Below are 18,966 nucleotides of genomic sequence, written 5' to 3' on the forward strand. Positions count from 1 at the left end.
TACAGTACGAAAATAATTTTAAGAATTTTCTATTTTTAATCTTCACGCATACTTGATCCACGACTTGCAATCAATTTCTTATACCAATAAAAACTTTTTTTCTTGATTCTCCGTAAATCTTTTAAATCAAATTCATCCCGATTTACATAAACAAAGCCATACCGTTTTCCAAATCCGGAGTGCGTACTTACCAAATCAATCGCAGACCATGGACAGTACCCCATCAAATCAACCCCATCCGTGATTGCCAGTTGCGCCTGTTCAAGGTGCTGCCGCAAAAAATCAATTCGATACGAATCATCAACAGTTCCATCGGCCTCAATTTTGTCATAAGCCCCCAATCCATTTTCAGTAACCAACAGAGGTAAATGATATCGATCCTGCAATTCCCGCATTGTATTCCTAAAGCCAACAGGATCAATCGTCCAGCCAAACTTAGTTTTACCCAGATATGGATTAACCTCGGTATAATACACACCGTCTTCATCCTTTGCAACCTGCTGATCTGCTTTGCCATTCGTATTTGCCTTATTCCTGCTGCCTGCGACCGTTGCTGTCGAATAGTAATTAAATGCAATAAAATCAGGCTTTGCTTTTTGCAATATTTCCATGTCGCCATCGAGAATCTCAGGCATACAGCCTTTTTCTTCAAAATATCGCCAAACCAGACGATGATAACGACCAAAAACGGCAGCATCCAAATAGAGCCAATTGCGTATAGCCGACCAATTCTGTGCTGCTATATAATCTTCCGGTTTGCAGGTCGCCGGATAAACGGTACTGATATTAGGTGCCGGACCAATCTTTGCCTGCTTACACATCGTATGACAAAGCTCCATTACTTTTGCCTGCGCAACCAGCATATGATGATTTTGCTGATACAAGTCTTTCTTCCCTTGCTCTTTAAATAATCCAAGTGCTGCACCATGAAGAATCATCATATTCTGCTCATTGATCGTCAGCCAATAGTTCACTTTATCGCCAAAATGATCAAACAGAACTTTTGCGTACTCAACAAATGCATCCACTGTTTCCCGATTACCCCATCCGCCATTTTCCTGCAGTGCATATGGCAGATCAAAATGATACATCGTAACCACAGGCTCAATATGATACTTGCACAATTCATCAAGTAAATTCCGATAAAACGCAATGCCCTCTGGATTTACCACACCACGTCCATTCGGCAAAATCCTTGTCCATGCAATAGAAAATCGATACGCTTTCAATCCCATTTCAGCCATCAGTGCAATATCTTCCTTATACTGGTGGTAATGATCACTTGCTACTTTAAAATCACTCTTATCCGCTGCATGATGACCTCGATCCATGACCGATACACCCTTACCCTCGGCATCCCATCCGCCCTCAACCTGATAAGCCGAAGTCGATGCCCCCCACAAAAACTCTGCCGGAAATTCTTTTTTGTTTAAAAATCTCATGTAACCTTCTCTCCTTACCGCAGTTTTATTTTAACTTTACATCATTTTCTGTTTATGCAGACTGCTCAAAAAATAAATTCACCGATGATGCCTGCACCAATCAACAAGAGAATAGGATTCACATAACCTTTTATCAATAGCCAGAAACTAATTACCATAAGAATTGTACTTTTCATATCAATCCCTCCTGAACCACCGATAATTCCATTGCTAATGGCAAATTTAATCGCTGCATATACAATTGTGCCAATAATCGTAGCCCGTAAACCATAAAATACCGATTGGAGCAGCCGATGATGCTGAAATTTAAGAAATAATTTTCCCAGAACTAAAATCACAAATAAAGACGGCAGCGTAATAGCAACACACGCAGTCACTGCGCCCATAACGCCGGCCATCTTAAACCCAATGACAGACCCGCTATTGGCAGCAATTGGCCCTGGTGCCATAGCCGCTACCGCAATAATATCGGTAAGTGCTCGCACATCCAACCATTGATGCCGCGTTACCTCGCTTTCAATGATCGGAATAATCGCATAGCCTCCGCCAAAACCAATAAACCCTATTTTAAAAAAAGTAATAAAAATCTCCATATATTCATGCATATTCACAAGTCTGCTTTCTCTTCATTTATCTTCTGCTCCTTTTTGTTTTTCAGCACTTGCATGTTAAACACAAAAACGCCCAAAAAAGCGCCGGACAGAATAACAAAAATAATATTAATCTGTGGAATAAACAACAAAACGGCCAAACTGACCAGACAAATCAGCCAGCTGCTTCTATCAATCAAAGCAGAATGCGACATTTTATAAGCAGCCGAAGCAATCAATGCCACAATAACCGGACGAATCCCCGCCAGCGCTGCCAGGACATGTACATTATGCTGAAAAGAAACAAAGGCAGTTGCCAATAGAATCACAATCGCAAAGGTCGGAATGACCATGCCCAGCATGGCTGCAAATGCGCCCGGAATACCGGCAACCTGATAACCGACGAAAATAGCAGAATTTGTCGCAATCGCCCCCGGTGCGGATTGTGCCAACGCAAAAATATCAACGATTTTATCGCCTGCAATCCATTTCTTTTTTTCCACAATCTCACGTTCCAGTATAGGAACCATCGCAAATCCGCCCCCAAAGGAAATCGGTGACAATTTAAAAAAACTCCAAAACAACGCTATACATAATAAAAAACACTCTTTTTTTTCTTTAACTTCCATGAATCTAACCTACTCATACTTAAATTTGGCAGATTTTCTTCAAATCGCCCTCATTCAATAACCTCAACAATAACATTGCTGAGGTTATCATCCCTTTCATCTCCTTATCAGACCAATGTCGCAGCTATGCATACGCTTCAAATACATCAATTAGCTCTTCTACCAGATCAATCACTAATATTGCATTCATCAAATGATCCTGGGCATGTACCGTAAGCAACCCCAATTCCATCTTTTCATTACTTGCTTCCCTCTGGATCAATTCCGTCTGTATCTTATGCGTTTCCAGAGATTTCTTCGAAGCCTCTTTGATCAGTTCCCTCGCCTTAGCAAAATTCTTATTCCTTACTTCCCCAAGTGCAGAAATTGCCAACCGATTTGCCTCGCCTGCTCCCAGTATCATCATCATCAGTGTTTCTTCATTCATCTTTTTCCACCTCTGCCGTCAATCGCCTTATCGATTACGCCTGCTCCTTATATAGTTTCTCTGCATAATCAATGACTTCCCTGCCTCGCCCCATACCATAATCCATTGGATTAATCACAGCAATCGGCTTATGATACGAATCAAAATCCCGCTTTATATGATTCAGTTTATGTCCTACCTGCGGTCCAAGCAGCACCACATCAAACTCCCTGATGAAATCCTCTGTCTGCGAAATCGGATGCGCCTCAATCCGCCAGTCCTTTTGCTCCTCTGTTAACGCCGCTTTCATCTTATTCACCAGCAGGCTCGTTGATAAGCCAGCCGCACAAACTAATAAAATATTCAAAACCTTTTCCTCCCCATGATCCTACGATAGCTCATCGTTAAATTTTCACTCTTTTATTGTACGCTCCCCCTATCATGCGAACAATTCAACAAATTTCCTCACCGGTTAGGAAAACCTACGGTATCATAAAAAATCCACTGTTGAAAAAAACCTGCCAAAACATATAAATCCTGCTTCTCATCTAATATCAAAAAAAAAGAGCAGAATGATGCCATAAAACATTCCATCGCATCATTCTGCTCTTTTATTCTATTTTGACCTAATACCCAGCTTTTTTTATCGCGATTGGCCCTTTTATCGCATCCTTTACCCGGGATGCCGGAAGACCGTTTTCAATCAATTGCCGCATCACTTTCATATAAGGATGAATATGACGGAAATACTTCTTATATCCCGCACACAGATAATTTAAGCCTGATTCCCCTGTTGGTGTCGTCAAAAATCTATGTTTCGGGCACTCACCCTGACAGGCGAATTTCGCCTCACATTCCAGACAATACTCCGGTAATCCTGCACTTTTTTGCAATCCGAATTTCTGTTGCTTATCTGCAACAGCCATTTCCCCAGGCGCAGCAGTCAAAATATTTCCCAAATAGTAATCAGGATATACATAATGATCACAAGCATACACGCCACCATCATGCTCCATAACAACAGATTCCCCGCAATGCTCAGCAAATACGCAAACCGTGGAAGCCAATCCCATCCATGAAGTCAAAGCCCACTCAAAATTCATTACATAAATCTTTCCTACATCCTGACGCACCCATCGATCAAAAACTTTAATCAGGAAATTTCCGTATGCTTCCGGCTCAACCGTCCACTCCGTCACATCAGCCTGCATGATTTCCGACTGCACTGCCGGCGGTACTGCCAAATGCAAGCCCAGTTCCCCTGCCGCACAATCCGGATTCCGTTCCACAATAGGAATAAATTGCATATATTTGACACCGGCATTCTTAAAGAACCGATAGATATCATCCGGACGATATGCCGCTTCCTTCGTAATGCAGCATAAAACATTGTACTCAACCTGATGCTTTTGCAGCAAGCGCAGCCCTCTCATCACCTGTTGAAAGGATGGCGCGCCGTCATTCTGGCGCCGATAGCGGTCATGAATAAAATCCGGCCCATCCATACTCAACCCAACCAAAAAATTATGCTCCTTTAAAAAAGCACACCACGCATCATCCAACAGCGTCCCATTCGTCTGCAGCGAATTCGTGATCTTTTTTCCGCCGGCATATTTTTGCTGCAAAACAACCGCCCTTTGATAAAATTCTAAACCTAAAAGCGTTGGTTCCCCGCCCTGCCAGACAAATGCAACCTCCATAGCTGGCTGTGCCTGAATATATTTACGAATAAACACCTCCAGAACCTCATCCGACATACAATAATTCTCAGTCTGTGGAAACAGCGCTGTTTTTTCTGTATAAAAACAATACGTACAATTCAGATTGCACCTTGGTCCAATTGGTTTCGCTAACATATGAACAGATTTTTGTCCTTGCATGCTCCCTATCACCTTTCCAAATAAACACTGATCTCTGAGACCTTTAACGATTTGCACTATATTTGATCTTATCATCCCTGTACTAAAAACTATTATATAAATTATTAAAATTTTTGACAATTAAATATTTTTCCTCTTTTTTCTATCCAGTTTAGGAAAAAGGAAAAATAATCAAAGAGGATGTGAGAAATACTTTCTTTTAGAGAATTATAATTTATTAGTTTTATTTTCTTATAAATAAATCTATCAAATAAGACATTATACCTATTTGTTACAGCACATTTTCATGCTATTATGAAGTCAAAGGTATTACTCTTCTATTTTTACTATCTTGCGACATGCAAGATAGTATTTTTTTTAAAGGGCATTCACGCTGAAAATCGTGAATGCCCTTTTTACATCATCCGTTCAGAATAACGTGCAGACGCTTTGCCTTGCAACTTCCTTTTTGAATATGCTTTAACGATAGAATCTATTTGTTTTTCAAAAATAAGCCCCAAAACGTAAAAAATCACCCACGACAAAGAACTCGCTTCATACCGTGCCGAACTTATTGCAGAACAAAAAGGGCAATCAGCTTTACAAAATTTTCAAAATCAAAAAAAGGCATAAAAAAAGCCGCCCAACATGGACGGTAGATTACATATTACTTTTATTGCTTTTAAGCTACATCCAGTTGACATACGACAATTAAATTAGTATAATATAAACATAGGAAGTGATACTAATGCCGGAAATAACAAGATTCTACGGAATCATTATTAAAATCTTTTTCCGCAACGAACACAATCCCCCACATATCCACGCTGTATACGGCGAATATAATGGCGTTTTCGATATCTCAACTCTTGAAATGATTGAAGGCGACTTGCCAAGCAAGGGCGTTAAACTCGTTCAAGAATGGGGCGCGCAATATAAAATTGAACTCCAAAAAATGTGGGATACTAAACAAGTTAAAAAGTTACCTCCACTAATGTAAAAATAAGCCGCAAGTTTTTGGCTTGCGGCTTGTCAAAAGGAGTGAAATATATGTTATCTATCAAAGTATTGAGCGTAGTTCCTTTAAAGGATATGTATCTTCTTGTTTTCTTTGAGAATGGTGTTGTTAAAAAATTCGATGTAAAGCCTATCATAAAAGACTTTCCGGAATTCGAAACATTAAAGAATGTTGACTTGTTTAATCTAGTAAACGTCGAAACTGGTGGTTATGGAGTTTCATGGAATGAGGATTTAGATTGTTCTGAAGGTGAACTTTGGGAAAACGGCGTTGAAATTCCCCTCTCCCTTTCCGACTTTGTTAGTTTTACTAAATATAACGTCGTCAATACTAAAGAAGCATCCGAAATTCTTTCTTGCTCACGACAAAATATCGAAGCGAGTATTAAGCGAGGACGCATCTCCCCTATCAAAGAATATCAAAAAACTAAACTTTTTGTAAAACCAGACATTTTGAAACTTTCAAAATAAAAACAGCCGCTCGATGTTACCAGTATCAAACGGCTACCCTCGAAAGGATTGTAAAACTTTATCCAACTATATGATACCATACAGTCCTTTTCGTATACATAAAAAGGACTGTATTTTTTATGATTAACGCAGTTTTATATGCTAGATATTCTAGCGACAATCAACGTGGAGAAAGTATAACTGCACAATTGCGTGCCAGACATGCATATTTATTATCCGGATTGGCTTATTGTGGGGAATGTGGTGCACCAATGCATGGCAAAACAACGACAAGTCATACGCCACATTACCGTGAGAATCAATATTACCTTTGCGGCACCCAGTCCCGCAAAGGTAAATCTGGTTGTGCAAATAAAGCCGTTAATTTAAACGAACTAGAAAGTCTAATTTTAAACAAGTTAGAAGCTGTAATAGACAGCTATCATTCCGCTATAAAAACAAAAAGCGCGGAAAATATCCGCGCTCTAATTAGTAATTTTATTAATAAAGTTGTAATTCATAAAGAAGAAATCGTGATCGAATTTAAAATTAATTATTTCGATACATATGGTGCGCCTGGTAGGAATCGAACCTACGCCCCTGGCTCCGGAGGCCAGTGCTCTATCCACTGGGCTACAGGCGCTTTAAACAGCTACGAAGGATATTATATCATAATTAAGTGTCTCTTGTCTAGTTTAATACACCATAGAAAACTACAAAAGCCGTTTCAGATAAATTTTCACCTGAAACGGCTATAAAGCTATATCTTACTTCTCTGATGTGGGCGTTTGACAATTAGGACAAGATTTCCAATCACGCTGTAACTCTATACCACATTCGGCGCAAGTTGGTTTTAAAGAAAAACCACAATACGGACAAAGTTTATAATCTTCTTCTACTTTTCTTCCGCACATTGGGCAGTCAATTTTTGTTTCAACAAATTCTGCATCTACTTCAATCGTAACTTCTTCAAGTTTATTACTTTGATTTCTATTGGATTTCATAACTTGTTTTCGTCCAAAAATTAAATAGGCAGGGAAAAATATTGCCACCATAGCGATGTTACCAACAGCCCAAAACAAAGCCGTCCCCATGCTATGTCCAAATTTTTTAGCATCATTATATACCCAGATTGCGACCAAAGCACCAATGATATGAATAATTGAAACCATAAAACCCTCCTAAAGGCAAAACTCAACAATATTTCTACTAAGTATACCATAATTTTAACGAATAGAAAACTCTGGCTTATCCTCTTCCTCACTGATCTCATCCAGTGGTTTGCCTTTTGTTTCAGGACCTAAAATCGCAACAATTACAGCGACGGCTAACATTACACTTGTAAACATTAAAAATATATCCTTGAATCCTTGCTGCACACCAAGCATAACACCAACTATCGTAGGTGCTAAGATTCCACCTATACGCCCGATTGCCGCTGCCCATCCAGATCCCAAAGCTCGTATGCGAGTTGGATACATTTCGGGCGTATAGGTGTATACAACGCCCCAAGCACCTAAATTGAAAAATGACATTAAACTTCCCCAAATCAATATAGCCGATGTCGATTCTCCTCGACCAAAGAAATAAGCACAGATTGCACAACAACTTAAAAAACTTACCAAGGTTCCTTTTCTACCAATCCGATCCACTAAATACGCAGCTGCAAAATAACCCGGTAATTGCGCAAGCGTCATGAGCAAAACATACTCGAATGTTTTAATTTCGGTAAACCCTTGTGTTACCATCAACGATGGCAGCCAAGTAAAAATTCCATAATACGAATATACAATGCCAAACCATAAACACCATAACATCAAAGTTCGTTTTCTATAGGCAGTAGTCAAAATCTCTTGAAAAGAAACTTTAGCTGCTACTATTTTATCTTCCTGTTTTTCTTTTGTAAATGGAGCGGATTTTAATCCGGCAGAGGCTTCTATCTCTAAAATAATTTTGCCCGCTTCTTCTATTTTTCCTTTATTTAATAAGTAACGAACAGATTCTGGTACAGCCCGCCAAATATAAAATACATATAACGCCGGAAGCGCTCCAATAATAAAGGCAACATGCCAGCCAAATCTAGGAATCACTAAATAAGAAATAAGTGCCGCCACTAACCATCCAACACCCCAAAAACTTTCCAAAAGCACGATAAATTTCCCCCGCTTTGCCGGTGGTGAAAACTCTGTAACTAAAGTAACTGCCACGGGCAATTGGCCGCCCAAACCAAAACCAACTAAAAATCGAAATATAAGTAACATTTCAAAATTCCAAGCAATACTGCAAAGGCCTGTTGCTACACTATAAATGACTAACGTAGCAGCAAACATTTTCTTTCTGCCAAAACGGTCTGCAAATTCACCAGCCAACACTGCTCCAAGAGCCATACCGACTAAGCCAATACTGCCGATATATCCCATCTGCGCTGTAGTCAATCCCCATGCTTTTGCTAATGTCGGTAAAACAAAAGCAATAATACCAGTATCCATTGCATCAAACATCCAACCTAGCCCCGTGATACATAATAATCGATAATGAAAAGCACATACTGGAATTTTTTCTAAACGACGAATCATATCCATATTTACACCTGTCTTTACACTAGTTTTGTCACCTATTCATTATACCTATGTTCGTTTAGATTGACAAGAAAAAAATAAAGTTGATATAGCGCTATATCAACTTTCAAACAGTAGCCAAAACAAAAAAATCATATCTATATATCAAAATAGCTAAATCTATTTCATTTACAAACCAGTACAAAGATAGGTTGCCTGATTTTTTTACCAGCCTACTTATGTAATATATTTTTTTTCATTAACTCTTTTTCTATTTCTTTTAATATTTCCGTATTGGGGACTTCTATTGTATGCAGATGTACACCATCCGTAACGATCGACAACAAACCTGCACCGCAATTTTCTAGTCTTTCTAAAAAACTGCTGATCTCACGTCTTGAAGAAATCATCAAATCTGCTCTAATTTCACCATATAGAGGATGTTCAACAATAATATCTCGTATCTTTCCTCCATTATCAATCACAATTTCTAACTCCATCGCGGTATCTTTTTTCTCATGACAACAAGCAATTGTAGCAATCACACTTTCGTGATTCGTTCTTTTTTCATTTGGAATTAGGTAACCTTGCGGTGTTGCATAAACTTCTGTTCCCATAGCTCTTAAAATACCAATATCTCCGACAATCACCTGGCGACTTACACCTAGCAACTGTGCCAAAGCCGTACCTGTGATCGGACTTTTACTTTCAGAAAGTTTTTTTCGTAAAACTTCCCGCCGTTCATTCGTATTCATTTTACACAACTCCCCACTCAATCATTCATTTTATAATCCTATTATGTACATCATATATTTACAGATGCTTTGAACAGCTGCCCCATGACAAAAATAATTTTCATTATACTCTTTTATAGCTTTCTACCATTAAATTCACAAATCCTCTTTATTATAAATTCATCAATATAAACAACAAAGCGAGCACTTGGTCTAGCCAAATACTCGCTTAAAACATTCAAATATTTACTTAATGGTGGGCGATGACAGGATCGAACTGCCGACATCCTGCTTGTAAGGCAGGCGCTCTCCCAGCTGAGCTAATCGCCCACATAGGGAAAAATGAAGTTCCGTACTATCGTTTGGAACAAAGCGAATCACATAAAATCAATTCTGATTTTGGTTCTTTGCTTTTTTTTGGTGACCCGTACGAGATTCGAACTCGTGAAGCCGCCGTGAAAGGGCGGTGTCTTAACCGCTTGACCAACGGGCCACTTGGCTCCTTGAGTAGGACTCGAACCTACGACCGATCGGTTAACAGCCGATTGCTCTACCAACTGAGCTATCAAGGAAGGAACATTTATTATTATATGTTATGTTAAATGAAAAAGCAAGTATTTTTTTTATTTTTATAAATTTTTGCAGGTTTTATGATTTTTTTTTCGAATTTTACCTAATACTAGCAATATACGCTAAATTTAAATCCTAAAGGAGTTCATGATATGGATTCAAGAATAGAAACTCTTGCCAAAAATTTAATTCACTATTCCACAAGCTTAAAAAAAGGCGAAAAAATATTAATCGAAGTATTTGATGACGCACATCCACTTGCAAAAGCACTTGTTAAAGAAGTATATAAAGTCGGCGGACAGCCTTTTATAACCATAAAAAGCAATGAATTGCAACGTGCTTTAATTCAAAATGCGACGCAAGAGCAATTAACGTTGATTGCCGATTATGAAGCAGCGCGTATGAAACAAATGGATGCTTACTTAGGCATTCGCGCAAGTGCAAATGTGAGTGAACTCTCTGATGTTCCAACCGAAAAAATGAAGCTTTATCAACAATATTGGCAAAAACCTGTGCATAGTGACATTCGCGTACCTAAGACCAAATGGTGTGTTATGCGGTATCCAAATGGTTCGATGGCACAACTTGCAAATATGAGTACAGAAGCTTTCGAAGATTTTTATTTCAATGTATGTAATTTAGATTACGCTAAAATGGATCAGGCCATGACTCCATTGGTTGATCTCATGAATCGCACAGATCAAGTGCATATCATAGGTCCAGGTACAGATTTACACTTTTCCATCAAAGATATTCCAGCAGTAAAATGTTCTGGACTTCGCAATATTCCTGATGGAGAAGTCTATACATCTCCGGTAAAAACCAGTATTCATGGTAAACTTTCTTACAATACCCCAGCCGTATATCAAGGTGTCACTTATGAGAATATCAGCTTAACATTTGAAGATGGAAAAATCGTTAATGCGACAGCAAATCACACCGATAAAATTAATGAAGTTTTTAATACGGATGATGGAGCACGCTATGTTGGCGAATTTGCACTTGGTGTAAATCCATATATCACGACCCCAATGAAAGATACTTTATTTGATGAAAAGATTCAGGGAAGTTTTCATTTCACACCAGGTATGGCCTATAAAGAAGCAAACAACGGGAATGTTTCCGCAATTCATTGGGATTTAGTTTGTATTCAAAGACCAGACTATGGCGGCGGTGAAATTTATTTTGATGATGTATTGATTCGAAAAGACGGTCGTTTTGTATTAGATGAACTCCAAGGTTTAAATCCTGAAAATTTAAAATAAATACAATAAAAGCCCTGCAATACATTTTTACAGAATGTATTGCAGGGCTTTTTATATTCACGATTATTTAATTAGTTCTTTTACGAAATTAGGTAATGCAAAACAGGCTTTTTGCACTGCTTCTGTATGATATCGCATTTCTAATCTCTGACGATTCGTTAGATCTGCATCTTCTGGTTTATATTTTTTAGAACCAATCGTAAAGCAATGCATACCGCCCGGATAAATCGGTATATATGCCAGATACATATCATGTATAGGGAAAATAGACTTTACATCTTTGGCAATCTTTTTGATTAAAGGTTGATGATAAAATGGTGATTCAGTTTGTTGAACGAATAAACCATCTTCTTTCAAAGCTTTATGTACATTTTTATAAAACTCATGCGTAAATAAACCTTCTCCCGGACCGATTGGGTCAGAACAATCTACAATAATTACGTCATATTTATTTTCCGCTGCAGCCATATGTGCGATACCATCACCAATTTTAAGATCAAGTTTTGGATGATTTTCACGCATTGCCACACTAATTTCCGGCAAATATTTTTTTGCGGCCTCTACTACCATCCCGTCTATTTCAACCATTTCTACTTTTTCAACACTGTCGTGACGAACAACTTCACGTACAACACCACCATCGCCGCCGCCAATAACAAGAACTTTCTTAGGATTTGGATGAATGTAAAGCGGCACATGACTAATCATTTCATGATAAACGAATTCTTCTGCGATGCTTGTTTGAAATACACCGTCTAATACCAGCATTCTGCCAAATTGATAAGAATCCACTACCGCAATGTCTTGAAATTCTGATTTGCCTGCAAATAAAGTTTCCTTTACGCGAGCTGTTAAACCCAAATGTTCAGTTTGATTTTCAGTACACCACAATTGCATAATTTCTACCTCCATAGATGAACAAACTTTATTCGACCAGGGTCTAGACCGTTACGCCCAGCTCCAAGTCGTCATAAGCAGCAACCACACGATTTGCTACAATAATATTCACTACTGTACTCTATTATCGTCTATAAGTCAACAAATTCATTAATTTCTGCACCAGCTTTTGTCATAGGTTTTACAAATTCATCGTCAACATTCATCACGATAACTTGTGGTGTATCACTTGCAAGTGCTGCCTGAAAAGCATTTTTAAAAGTTTCTGGTGTATCGACTGCCACACTATGAATGCCCAAACTCATCGCATACATCGCAAAATCCATACTTTTTGGTAACTCACAAGCAATATAGCGTTCTTTATAGAAAACCTTTTGCAATTGTTTTATCATGCCTAAACTATTGTTGTTAACGATAATAGAAATAATCGGTAAACCAAGTGTTGCAATTGTATAGTACTCATTTCCCGTCATTTTAATACCACCATCACCGGCAATGTGAAGAATTCTTCTCCCGCGATCAGCAACAGCAATCTGTGCTCCCATTGCTGCCGGCAAACCAAACCCCATCGTGCCAAGTCCTCCTGAAGTGATCCAGGTACGCGGTTTTGTCATCTTCAAGTGCTGCGCAGCCCACATCTGGTGCTGCCCAACATCTGTAACAACAGCAATATCATCTTCTTTTATCACCTCAGCAACATACTGCATTGCCCATGGCACATTTAAAGAGCTTTCATTATATATTAGTTCATACGTTTTTTCCCATGCTTCTATTGTATTCCACCATGCAGTGATCTCCCCTGCTGTGGTCATCTGCATCAAGGTCTGTAAAATCAGTTTCATATCTCCGGCAAGACCGATACTGCTCATCACATTTTTATCGATTTCCGCTGGATCAATATCAATATGAATGACATGTTTATCTTTAGAATATTTATCACGATTGCCTGTTAAGCGATCACCAAAACGACTGCCTACAGCAATGACAACATCTGCTTCAAAGACAGCATGATTGGCTACTTTTAAGCCATGCATTCCAGTCATCCCCAAGGACTGCTTATGCGTTCTGGGAAAGCCACCAATTCCCATTAAGGTCGTTACAACTGGCAAATGACATTTTTCTGCAAAAGAAATGAGCGCATCACTTGCACAGGCGGAAATTACACCGCCCCCTGCAACAATAACAGGTTTTTTTGCATCCTGAATGACCTTCGCAGCTTTTTGAATTAAATTTCCTAGTTCTCCATTGTGGTTTATCTTGGGGTAAACTTCAGTCACTTTACTTTCAAATTCTATGATTTCATTTAATATATCACGCGGGATATCAACAAGCACCGGCCCAGGTCTTCCGGAAGTGGCTACTTTAAAGGCCAATCTTATCGTTTGGCAAAGCTTACTCGCATCTTTGACTTGAAAATTATGCTTTGTGATTGGCATACTCACACCCATAATATCAATCTCTTGAAATGCATCGCGTCCCAAAAGAGCTGTTTCCACTTGTCCTGTGATTGCTACAACCGGCACAGAATCCATAAAAGCAGTTGCAAGACCTGTTACCAAATTTGTTGCACCTGGCCCGGAAGTAGCCATACAAACACCAACTTTTCCACTCGCGCGTGCATAACCATCTGCGGCATGTGCAGCACCTTGTTCATGAAACGTCAGTACCTGCTGTATGTTCGATTCATCGTATAAAGCATTATACAGGGGTAATATCATTCCGCCAGGATAGCCAAAGACGGTATGAACACCCTGTTCTAATAGACATTTTACGACAGCCTTTGCACCTGTTATTTTCATGATGATTACCTCCATTTCGATATTTTTAAATACGTTCGGCGATCTTCTCTGCCATTTCTTCTGTTGTCACTTTTTTGAAACCAGCTCGATATAAATCCGCCGTACGATAGCCATCTTGCAATGCTTTTTCTACAGCTTTTTCAATATCTGCCGCGGCTTCTTCTTCCTGTAAAGAATATCTGAAAAGCATCGCAGCTGATAAAATTGTCCCGATCGGATTCGCAATACCAAGACCTGTGATATCTGGTGCGGAACCATGAATCGGCTCATAAAGGCTCGTCGATTCACCGATACTAGCAGATGGCATCATGCCAATAGACCCGCCAAGCACAGCTGCTTCATCACTAAGAATATCACCAAATAAATTTCCCGTCACAATAACATCAAAATTTTTCGGATGAATCGCGAGCTGCATCGCACAATTATCCACATACATATTAGACAGTTCTACATCTTGGTATTCCTCGGCTACCTTTGCAGCAGTTCTCCGCCAAAGTCTAGAAGTTGCTAATACATTGGCCTTATCGACAGATGCCACTTTACCTTTGCGATTCTTTGCAGTTTCACAAGCGAGGCGAACAATACGATCTACTTCAGGAACACTGTAATTTTCTAAATCCCATGCACGTTCCGTACCATCCATGATTTCTGATTCACACTTCTCCCCAAAATAAATACCACCGATTAACTCACGCACAATTACGATATCAATTCCACTGACAATTTCCTTTTTAAGCGGTGAATATTCTGCCAAAGCTTCTGGTACTTTTACCGGACGCAAGTTTGCATATAACCCGAGTGCTTTTCGTAAACCCAAAATTGCCTTTTCTGGACGAAGCGCCGGGTCAACACTGTCCCATTTATCACCGCCCACGGCACCGAACAATACGCCGTCTGAACTTTTTGCAGCCTGAATCGTACTCTCTGGCAAGGGTGTTCCGTGTAAATCGTAAGCGGTTCCACCCGCATGATGTTTTTCAAACATCAGCTCTATCTGATGTTTTTGTGCAACCTTTTTCATAACAGCAACTGCAGCATTCGTTATTTCTTCGCCAATTCCATCACCAGGAATTACAACAATTTTTTTTGCCATATCACTTGGACTCCTTCACATAATTGACCAACCCACCCGCTTTGGCAATATCTTGTATAAAGCCTGGCAGAGGTTGTGCATAAAATACATCACCAGTCGTTAAGTTTTCAATTTTTCCAGCACTTACATCTATGCGAAGTTTATGTCCAGCTTGAATTTTTTCTACATCATCACCAATTTCCAAAAGAGGCAAGCCAATATTAATTCCATTACGATAAAAAATCCGTGCAAAATTTGCCGCCACGATCACCGGTACACCAGATGCTTTAATCGCTATCGGTGCGTGTTCACGCGAAGAACCACAACCAAAATTTTTACCGCCAACCATGATATCGCCTTCCACTACATTTGCTGCAAAAGTTTCATCAATGTCTACCATACAATGAGCTGCCAATTCTTTTGGATCAAAAGAATTTAAATAACGAGCCGGAATAATTACATCGGTATCAATATTATCACCATAACGCCAAACTTTTCCTTCTAATGCCATATCACTTTACCTCCTCTGGAACTGCAATTTTCCCCATAATCGCACTTGCTGCCGCAACATGAGGCCCAGCCAAATAGACTTCACTATCCACATGCCCCATACGGCCTCTAAAATTACGGTTCGTCGTGGAAACACAACGTTCGCCTGCCGTCAAAATTCCCATATGCCCACCCATGCAAGGCCCGCAAGTAGGTGTACTTACCGCAGCTCCGGCATGGATCAGTGTTTCAATATATCCGGCTTTCATTGCATCCAAATATACTTGTTGACTGCCCGGAACAATAATGCAACGCACATCTTTATGCACCTGATGACCAGCTAAAATTTCCGCGGCATGTTTTAAATCTTCTAAACGACCATTCGTACAAGAACCAATAACGACTTGATCAATTTTTATTTCTTCAATATCACAAACACGTTTCACATTTCCCGGCAGGTGCGGAAAAGCAACAACCGGTTTCAAATCTGAAAGATGGATAACAACTTCTCTTGTGTACTTTGCATCTGTGTCCGGTGTCACAATTTCATACGCCGTTGTTACACGGTCTTTGATATATTCGATTGTTTTTTCATCTACAGGAAAAATACCATTTTTACCACCAGCTTCAATCGCCATATTGGCAATCGTAAAACGATCTGTCATCGTCAAAGATGCAACGCCTTCACCAGCAAATTCTAAAGCCTGATATCTTGCACCATCCACACCAATCATACCGATTAAAGTTAAAATAACATCTTTCCCATTGATGCCTTTAGGCAGTTTACCCGTTAACGTTACTTTTATCGTTTCAGGCACTTTAAACCAGCATTCCCCGGTTGCCAAGGCCACCCCAAGATCAGTTGTCCCTACACCAGTCGCAAATCCACCAAGTGCTCCATACGTACACGTATGTGAATCCGCACCAATTGTTAACAAACCAGGTGCGACCAGCCCCTTTTCCGGCAAAATTACGTGTTCAATCCCCATGCGTCCAACTTCAAAATAATTTACGATATCATATTGTTTTGCAAAATCGCGCACTGCTTTTGTCATCGCAGCAGTTTTTATATCTTTATTTGGTGTAAAATGATCCGGCACCAAAGCAATTTTGCTGCGATCAAAGACAGGCTTGCCGATTTTTTCAAATTCTTTAATTGCCGGTGGAGCTGTAATGTCATTGGCAAGCACCATATCTAATTTGCAATTAATCAATTGTCCCGGCACAACAGAATCTAAGCCTGCATGTTTCGCCAAGATTTTTTCAGTCATATTCATTCCCATACAAAAGCCTCCCCAATTTTTGCATCTATACACTAACTTTTAAATACACTTTATTCTTAAAAAAATGAGGATGCTGCCCAGCAACACCCCCATTTTCCTAACACATCTATAGCAAAAATGCTTAGTTATGAATCAGCTTATCTTCGTCACTCCAGCTATACAATTTACGAAGTTCTTTCCCGATTTCTTCAGAAGGATGCGTAATTGCTTTCTTTCTCATCGCATTAAATTGCGGTGCACCTACTTGATTTTCAAGCATCCAGTTTTTCGCAAAAGTACCATCTTGAATGTCAGTTAAAACTTTTTTCATCGCTTTTTTTGTTTCTTCTGTTATAATCTTAGGACCAGTGATGTAATCACCATATTCAGCTGTATTGGAGATAGAATATCGCATGCCTTCAAAACCACTTTGATAAATTAAATCTACAATTAATTTCATTTCATGAATACATTCAAAGTATGCATTTCTTGGATCATACCCAGCTTCAACTAAAGTTTCAAATCCAGCCTGCATAAGTGCACAAACACCACCACAGAGGACTGCCTGCTCACCAAATAAATCAGTTTCTGTTTCTGTTTTAAATGTAGTTTCCAGTACACCTGCTCTAGCACCGCCAATTGCTAAAGAATAAGCAAGCGCAAGTTCCAGTGCATTGCCAGTCGCATCTTGCTCAACAGCAACCAAAGATGGAACGCCTTTTCCTTCCTGATATTCACTTCTTACTGTATGACCTGGCCCCTTCGGTGCAATCATCGTTACATCGACATCTTTTGGTGGAACGATTTGTCCGAAATGAATTGCAAAACCATGCGCAAACATTAACATGCTGCCAGATTTTAAATTCGGTGCAATGGATTCTTTATACAAATTGCCCTGCTTTTCATCATTAATAAGAATCATAATGATATCAGCACGTTTTGTAGCCTCTGCTGCCGTATACACTTCAAACCCTTGCGCCTCTGCTTTTGCCCAAGACTTGCTGCCTTCATACAATCCAACAATCACCTTACAACCTGATTCTTTTGCATTGAGTGCATGCGCATGCCCTTGACTGCCGTAGCCAATAACCGCAATCGTCTTTCCATCTAATAAGGATAAATTACAATCTTCTTGATAATAAATTTTCGCCATAATACTCTCTCTCCTCGCATTGTTTATAAATTGTATGATCTCCCCGTTCCAAGCCAATTAAACCTGTACGGATAGTTTCAAGAATGCCATACGGTGATAAAAGACGCGTAAATGCATCTACCTTTTCATCATCGCCGGTAATCTCTAATATCAAAGTCGTCGCTTGCACATCAATGACCTTCGCTCTAAAAATTTCAGCAACTTTTAAAATTTCTAAACGATTGGCATCCTCTGCTTTTACTTTAATCAAGGTCATTCCTCTATTTACAGCTGAAACAGCATCTAATAGCTGCACAGCAACAACTTCTAATAATTTTTCCAATTGTTTTATCATCTGAGAAATAATCGCCTCATCGCCATGCACAACAACCGTCATTCGAGAATATTCCGGTGACTCTGTAACACCAACAGATAAACTATCAATATTAAACTCTCGGCGAGAAAACATGCTGGCAACCCGAACCAATACGCCAGGTTGATTTTGCACTAAAACGGATAAAACATGTCTCATTGGTTTTTATCTCCTTACTTGCTATAAATGAATAAAATAAAAACCGCCCCTACTGACTCAATTCGCCAGTAGGGGCGGATCAATCACTACCGCGGTACCACCCTACATTATACTTCATACGCCTAAAACAGGCTTCTCATTAACGCTGAGCGTGACGTTCATGCCTAAAATGCAATGCATCTCGACACAAAAGCTCGTAGGCGAAGTCAAGCATTAGCCCCACACCGATTTGCAGCAACCATCGGCTCTCTGAAGTGGAAATG

The 18,966-nt window shown here is 39.5% G+C and carries 19 protein-coding genes, 4 tRNA genes, 1 pseudogene and 1 other annotated feature (1 of these 25 only partly in view); of the genes and pseudogenes, 4 read left to right on the plus strand and 20 right to left on the minus strand.

What is annotated here, in order from left to right; all coding sequences use genetic code 11:
• Positions 1–35: 35 nt before the first annotated feature.
• From BN6559_RS03835 to BN6559_RS03860, 6 genes are all read right to left on the minus strand, one after another.
• Positions 36–1,442: a glycoside hydrolase family 1 protein gene (locus tag BN6559_RS03835; RefSeq protein ID WP_110953512.1), complete on the minus strand. Its 1,407-nt coding sequence runs from the start codon at positions 1,440–1,442 to the stop codon at positions 36–38.
• 65 nt (positions 1,443–1,507) lie between these two features.
• Positions 1,508–2,047 carry a chromate transporter gene (locus BN6559_RS03840; RefSeq protein ID WP_110953513.1) on the minus strand — a complete coding sequence of 180 codons (540 nt, stop codon included), beginning with the start codon at positions 2,045–2,047 and terminating at the stop codon, positions 1,508–1,510.
• A 2-nt stretch (positions 2,048–2,049) separates the two neighbouring features.
• Entirely contained in the window at positions 2,050–2,661 is a 612-nt protein-coding gene (locus BN6559_RS03845) for a chromate transporter (protein WP_110953514.1), read from the minus strand.
• Positions 2,662–2,785: 124 nt separating this feature from the next.
• Positions 2,786–3,088 carry a PTS lactose/cellobiose transporter subunit IIA gene (locus BN6559_RS03850; protein WP_110953515.1) on the minus strand — a complete coding sequence of 101 codons (303 nt, stop codon included), beginning with the start codon at positions 3,086–3,088 and terminating at the stop codon, positions 2,786–2,788.
• Positions 3,089–3,122: 34 nt separating this feature from the next.
• Positions 3,123–3,434: a PTS sugar transporter subunit IIB gene (locus BN6559_RS03855; protein WP_110953516.1), complete on the minus strand. Its 312-nt coding sequence runs from the start codon at positions 3,432–3,434 to the stop codon at positions 3,123–3,125.
• Between the two features lie 259 nt (positions 3,435–3,693).
• Positions 3,694–4,947, minus strand: coding sequence for an anaerobic sulfatase maturase (locus BN6559_RS03860; RefSeq protein WP_110953517.1), 1,254 nt, complete (start codon positions 4,945–4,947; stop codon positions 3,694–3,696).
• Positions 4,948–5,674: 727 nt separating this feature from the next.
• Between BN6559_RS03860 and BN6559_RS03865 the strand changes: the two genes are divergently transcribed.
• The 3 genes and pseudogenes from BN6559_RS03865 to BN6559_RS19775 form a co-directional block, all read left to right on the plus strand.
• Complete coding sequence (locus tag BN6559_RS03865) at positions 5,675–5,926, plus strand: DUF4160 domain-containing protein (RefSeq protein WP_110953518.1); 252 nt, start codon at positions 5,675–5,677, stop codon at positions 5,924–5,926.
• A 50-nt stretch (positions 5,927–5,976) separates the two neighbouring features.
• Positions 5,977–6,414, plus strand: a complete 438-nt coding sequence (locus BN6559_RS03870) for a DUF2442 domain-containing protein (RefSeq protein WP_110953519.1) — start codon at positions 5,977–5,979, stop codon at positions 6,412–6,414.
• Positions 6,415–6,533: 119 nt separating this feature from the next.
• A pseudogene (locus BN6559_RS19775) lies at positions 6,534–6,803 on the plus strand (recombinase zinc beta ribbon domain-containing protein); the annotation flags it as partial.
• 158 nt (positions 6,804–6,961) lie between these two features.
• Here BN6559_RS19775 and BN6559_RS03880 read toward each other — a convergent pair.
• The 7 genes from BN6559_RS03880 to BN6559_RS03910 form a co-directional block, all read right to left on the minus strand.
• A tRNA-Arg gene (locus BN6559_RS03880) sits at positions 6,962–7,036 on the minus strand.
• A gap of 124 nt (positions 7,037–7,160) precedes the next feature.
• Complete coding sequence (locus tag BN6559_RS03885; RefSeq protein WP_110953520.1) at positions 7,161–7,565, minus strand: zinc ribbon domain-containing protein; 405 nt, start codon at positions 7,563–7,565, stop codon at positions 7,161–7,163.
• 54 nt (positions 7,566–7,619) lie between these two features.
• On the minus strand, positions 7,620–8,975 hold the full coding sequence (locus tag BN6559_RS03890; RefSeq protein ID WP_110953521.1) for an MFS transporter: 1,356 nt from the start codon (positions 8,973–8,975) through the stop codon (positions 7,620–7,622).
• Between the two features lie 209 nt (positions 8,976–9,184).
• Positions 9,185–9,706, minus strand: coding sequence for a transcription repressor NadR (locus tag BN6559_RS03895; RefSeq protein WP_110953522.1), 522 nt, complete (start codon positions 9,704–9,706; stop codon positions 9,185–9,187).
• Between the two features lie 233 nt (positions 9,707–9,939).
• Positions 9,940–10,015, minus strand: a tRNA-Val gene (locus tag BN6559_RS03900).
• 88 nt (positions 10,016–10,103) lie between these two features.
• A tRNA-Glu gene (locus BN6559_RS03905) sits at positions 10,104–10,178 on the minus strand.
• A 3-nt stretch (positions 10,179–10,181) separates the two neighbouring features.
• Positions 10,182–10,257 (minus strand) — tRNA-Asn (locus BN6559_RS03910).
• A 150-nt stretch (positions 10,258–10,407) separates the two neighbouring features.
• On the opposite strand from BN6559_RS03910, the gene BN6559_RS03915 reads away from it, so the two are divergent.
• The gene (locus BN6559_RS03915; RefSeq protein WP_110953523.1) at positions 10,408–11,520 is read left to right on the plus strand and encodes an aminopeptidase; all 1,113 of its coding nucleotides are present in this window, start codon (positions 10,408–10,410) and stop codon (positions 11,518–11,520) included.
• A gap of 63 nt (positions 11,521–11,583) precedes the next feature.
• Here the strand turns inward: BN6559_RS03915 and speE are convergent, their stop codons facing one another.
• The 7 genes from speE to ilvN form a co-directional block, all read right to left on the minus strand.
• Positions 11,584–12,417: a polyamine aminopropyltransferase gene (gene speE, locus BN6559_RS03920; RefSeq protein ID WP_110953524.1), complete on the minus strand. Its 834-nt coding sequence runs from the start codon at positions 12,415–12,417 to the stop codon at positions 11,584–11,586.
• Between the two features lie 131 nt (positions 12,418–12,548).
• Complete coding sequence (gene ilvB, locus BN6559_RS03925; protein WP_110956262.1) at positions 12,549–14,210, minus strand: biosynthetic-type acetolactate synthase large subunit; 1,662 nt, start codon at positions 14,208–14,210, stop codon at positions 12,549–12,551.
• A 31-nt stretch (positions 14,211–14,241) separates the two neighbouring features.
• Positions 14,242–15,309: a 3-isopropylmalate dehydrogenase gene (gene leuB, locus BN6559_RS03930; RefSeq protein ID WP_110953525.1), complete on the minus strand. Its 1,068-nt coding sequence runs from the start codon at positions 15,307–15,309 to the stop codon at positions 14,242–14,244.
• 1 nt (position 15,310) lies between these two features.
• A complete protein-coding gene (locus BN6559_RS03935; protein ID WP_110953526.1) occupies positions 15,311–15,799 on the minus strand; it encodes a 3-isopropylmalate dehydratase small subunit in 489 nt (162 codons plus the stop codon).
• A 1-nt stretch (position 15,800) separates the two neighbouring features.
• Positions 15,801–17,060, minus strand: a complete 1,260-nt coding sequence (gene leuC, locus BN6559_RS03940) for a 3-isopropylmalate dehydratase large subunit (protein ID WP_110953527.1) — start codon at positions 17,058–17,060, stop codon at positions 15,801–15,803.
• Positions 17,061–17,181: 121 nt separating this feature from the next.
• Complete coding sequence (gene ilvC / locus BN6559_RS03945; protein WP_110953528.1) at positions 17,182–18,192, minus strand: ketol-acid reductoisomerase; 1,011 nt, start codon at positions 18,190–18,192, stop codon at positions 17,182–17,184.
• A complete protein-coding gene (gene ilvN / locus BN6559_RS03950; protein ID WP_110953529.1) occupies positions 18,161–18,703 on the minus strand; it encodes an acetolactate synthase small subunit in 543 nt (180 codons plus the stop codon). Before ilvN ends, ilvC begins: the two co-directional genes overlap by 32 nt.
• A gap of 67 nt (positions 18,704–18,770) precedes the next feature.
• Positions 18,771–18,966 (minus strand) — a binding site (T-box leader) (it continues 30 nt past the right edge of the window).

Origin of the sequence: Massilibacillus massiliensis, assembly GCF_900086705.1 — a bacterium.
In the GTDB taxonomy this organism is placed as follows: Bacteria; Bacillota; Negativicutes; order FLKF01; family FLKF01; genus Massilibacillus; species Massilibacillus massiliensis.

What these genes read in the sequence shown, in the direction of transcription:
- BN6559_RS03835 (WP_110953512.1), bottom strand. Translation starts at nt 1,442, where the DNA reads ATGAGATTTTTAAACAAAAAAGAATTTCCGGCAGAGTTTTTGTGGGGG.
- BN6559_RS03845 (WP_110953514.1), bottom strand. Translation starts at nt 2,661, where the DNA reads ATGGAAGTTAAAGAAAAAAAAGAGTGTTTTTTATTATGTATAGCGTTG.
- BN6559_RS03870 (WP_110953519.1), top strand. Translation starts at nt 5,977, where the DNA reads ATGTTATCTATCAAAGTATTGAGCGTAGTTCCTTTAAAGGATATGTAT.
- BN6559_RS03935 (WP_110953526.1), bottom strand. Translation starts at nt 15,799, where the DNA reads ATGGCATTAGAAGGAAAAGTTTGGCGTTATGGTGATAATATTGATACC.
- leuC (WP_110953527.1), bottom strand. Translation starts at nt 17,060, where the DNA reads ATGGGAATGAATATGACTGAAAAAATCTTGGCGAAACATGCAGGCTTA.
- ilvN (WP_110953529.1), bottom strand. Translation starts at nt 18,703, where the DNA reads ATGAGACATGTTTTATCCGTTTTAGTGCAAAATCAACCTGGCGTATTG.
- BN6559_RS03890 (WP_110953521.1), bottom strand. Translation starts at nt 8,975, where the DNA reads ATGGATATGATTCGTCGTTTAGAAAAAATTCCAGTATGTGCTTTTCAT.
- leuB (WP_110953525.1), bottom strand. Translation starts at nt 15,309, where the DNA reads ATGGCAAAAAAAATTGTTGTAATTCCTGGTGATGGAATTGGCGAAGAA.
- BN6559_RS03865 (WP_110953518.1), top strand. Translation starts at nt 5,675, where the DNA reads ATGCCGGAAATAACAAGATTCTACGGAATCATTATTAAAATCTTTTTC.
- speE (WP_110953524.1), bottom strand. Translation starts at nt 12,417, where the DNA reads ATGCAATTGTGGTGTACTGAAAATCAAACTGAACATTTGGGTTTAACA.
- BN6559_RS03895 (WP_110953522.1), bottom strand. Translation starts at nt 9,706, where the DNA reads ATGAATACGAATGAACGGCGGGAAGTTTTACGAAAAAAACTTTCTGAA.
- BN6559_RS03850 (WP_110953515.1), bottom strand. Translation starts at nt 3,088, where the DNA reads ATGAATGAAGAAACACTGATGATGATGATACTGGGAGCAGGCGAGGCA.
- BN6559_RS03915 (WP_110953523.1), top strand. Translation starts at nt 10,408, where the DNA reads ATGGATTCAAGAATAGAAACTCTTGCCAAAAATTTAATTCACTATTCC.
- BN6559_RS03860 (WP_110953517.1), bottom strand. Translation starts at nt 4,947, where the DNA reads ATGCAAGGACAAAAATCTGTTCATATGTTAGCGAAACCAATTGGACCA.
- BN6559_RS03885 (WP_110953520.1), bottom strand. Translation starts at nt 7,565, where the DNA reads ATGGTTTCAATTATTCATATCATTGGTGCTTTGGTCGCAATCTGGGTA.
- BN6559_RS03840 (WP_110953513.1), bottom strand. Translation starts at nt 2,047, where the DNA reads ATGCATGAATATATGGAGATTTTTATTACTTTTTTTAAAATAGGGTTT.
- ilvC (WP_110953528.1), bottom strand. Translation starts at nt 18,192, where the DNA reads ATGGCGAAAATTTATTATCAAGAAGATTGTAATTTATCCTTATTAGAT.